Raw genomic sequence first — 2596 nt, forward strand, 5'->3', positions numbered from 1 at the left:
GTATTGGAGCAATCCTTGGTGGGGTTGCTGGTGCATATAAATATAAACTATATTCTGAGCTTGATGACTGCATTCTAATATTAGACGATCTTGAACGGGTCTCTGATAATAAGTTAATAAAAAACATTCTTGGTGAATGTTTGAACTTGGCAGAATCAAAAAATATTAAAGTAATAGTGGTTGCCAACGAAGATAAATTAACATGTAAGGACGATCTTGAGAAGGTTTTTTCTGATAAATATAAATTTAGTTTTACTCATGAAGAAGTCGTTTCAATACTTAAGGATGAATACACGATACTTGATGATAAATTGTGTAATGAGATCCTTCTGAATATTACAGCTATCAATTCTAAAAATATAAGGGTATTGAAAAGAGCTATTTCAAAATTTGTTCGTATATATCATGATATTACTAAAATAGAAGATATTATACTAGACCAAGCTCTTGCAAAAGTTTTAAGCCATATGATTAGAATTTGCTATGCCAAATTTGAATGTGGTTTTTCTAAAGAAATTATTATTGAGTCCATCGAGTCAAGAATAGTTAGAAGTATGGATAAAAGCACTGAATCGGATATTGATAATAATTACAAAAAATTAGATAGTATTTTTGATGATAGTTTCTACAATATTAATGAAAAGCTATTAACTTATTGTTGTGATGGTATTTTTGAATTTGAAAACTTAGATGAAGAGTTGAGCTTACCGATAAAAAGAAAGCCTCTTGATGCAATGAAATCGATATGGTCACAAAATCAGTTATCAGATGATGAATTTGTTGACGGTGTTATTTTATTGGAAGATTTCATCTCTAACGCAATAAATATTGACATTTACGAATGGTTTACTATATGTGATGTCTATATTTATATGTTGGAAAATAAAATTATAGCTTCAGATAATTATACAACAGATGAATTATTAACTATGTGTGATGATATTGATGTCAAACGTTTTAATATTCCCGTATATGAAGATGATTATTATCATGAACATCGTTCTAATTTTTATAGTAAAGAAGTTACTGATAAGTTTATATCAAAAAGAAGTGAGTTATCCGAAGTTAAAGCAGAGGTTGTAAATTCTAAGTTTTCTATAGACTTTCAAGAATCTTGGCTTAAAGTTCAAAATGAGGTAAATAAGAACCTTATGCATAAACCTATTTTTCAAGATATTAATATCGAAATTATTGAAACGGCATTTCGCTCTTGGACAAATGAAGATTTATTTCAATTTGCTAGATTTATTAAACATCGATATAGATTTAATAATATACAAGACTTATTTAGTTCTGAAATAGAGGCTTTAAAAAGTATATCTTCAATGATAGCGAGATTGAATGCAGAGTTTATTATCGGATTAAAGGTTGCTAGCTTGAGTGAATTACAAGATAGTTTTACTGATGCTTATACAAGAATGGAATCTAATTTACTTAAGCATGAAAAGAGTGAAAGTGCAATTTAACAAATGCATCAACACGATTTGCTACACTCGGCTTTGTCAGTTTGCCTTTAGTTTCAGTGATTAAGGCGGTAAAATTCAGCTAAGTCTGTATCGTAGCAAACGTGTTATGCAGGCGTTATATGCAAAAAATCAACATGGTCATTTAGTAATAATAGAGGATGAAAAATGCTGTTTACAACCGATTTAATATCTTTAGCAGTTAAAAAATTAGTTGAAAGTTATTCTGATGATTCTAGCTCTAAAACATCATCTGAATTAAGTGAAGAAGCCACAAAAGCAGAAATTGAATCAAGAATTTTATTATCAGGTGCTAAGGTTGAACAAGAGTTAGCTATAGCGAGAAGAATAGACTCAGCAGAAGAAGTTGAAATAGAAGAATATTACGATACAACAGGTAAAGGTAATATTGGAGTTACAACTGATGGGACGACTATTTCAGCGGGTATTGGCGGCGAAGGTAGAAAGGTTACTAAGCGTATTATTAAGTTTAAAGGTTGCGCTCCTATAATCCAAAATCAGGAACGAAAATAGTTTTTACATATAACAAATGCATCAACACGATTTGCTACACTCGGCGTTGTCAGTTTGCCTTTAGTTTCAGTGATTAAGGCGTTAAAATTCAGCTAAGTCTGCATGGTAGCAAACGTGTTATGCAGGCGTTATGCGAATAGAAGATATAAGGAAATATTATGGAAGTTGTAGTTAAGGAAGCTCATAAATCAGATTATCCAAATCCAATTTCGTTTAACAAAGGCGAGTCTTTAATTCTTGGTCATTTTGATACTGAATTTATTGGTTGGATCAGAACGATAACTACCGATGGAAATGAAGGTTGGGCACCGGTTGATTATATTGAAATGGCTGAATGTAAAACTAAAGGAATAGCCAAATGTAATTACAATGCTTTTGAACTCGATACTAAAATGAGTGAATCGTTAACGGTTTTATCTGAGCTAAATGAATGGTTTCTTGTAGTAAATACTCGTGGCGAGAAAGGTTGGGTTCCGGTACAAACTGTAGGTATCGCATAACAAAGCAATCAACACGATTTATTACATTCGGCGTTGTAGGTTTGTCTTTGGTTTAGGTGTTTAAGGCAGTAAAATTCATCTAAGTCGTTGTAGTAATAA

General features: G+C 31.4%; 3 protein-coding genes. All 3 read left to right on the forward strand.

Going from position 1 to position 2596, the window contains the following annotated elements; genetic code table 11:
* Positions 1-1466 (forward strand): NTPase (locus PVK71_RS20180; RefSeq protein ID WP_274421110.1); only part of this gene is annotated, 1466 nt, incomplete at its 5' end.
* Between the two features lie 165 nt (positions 1467-1631).
* A complete protein-coding gene (locus tag PVK71_RS20185) occupies positions 1632-1997 on the forward strand; it encodes a hypothetical protein (protein ID WP_061030669.1) in 366 nt (121 codons plus the stop codon).
* Between the two features lie 158 nt (positions 1998-2155).
* Positions 2156-2497, forward strand: coding sequence for a hypothetical protein (locus PVK71_RS20190; protein WP_274421111.1), 342 nt, complete (start codon positions 2156-2158; stop codon positions 2495-2497).
* Positions 2498-2596: the final 99 nt, after the last annotated feature.

The organism is Aliivibrio sp. S4MY1, from assembly GCF_028765545.1.
In the GTDB taxonomy this organism is placed as follows: Bacteria; Pseudomonadota; Gammaproteobacteria; order Enterobacterales; family Vibrionaceae; genus Aliivibrio.

Bases quoted from the DNA above. Each gene is read 5' to 3' on its own strand.
- PVK71_RS20185 (WP_061030669.1), top strand. From the start codon at position 1,632: ATGCTGTTTACAACCGATTTAATATCTTTAGCAGTTAAAAAATTAGTT.
- PVK71_RS20190 (WP_274421111.1), top strand. From the start codon at position 2,156: ATGGAAGTTGTAGTTAAGGAAGCTCATAAATCAGATTATCCAAATCCA.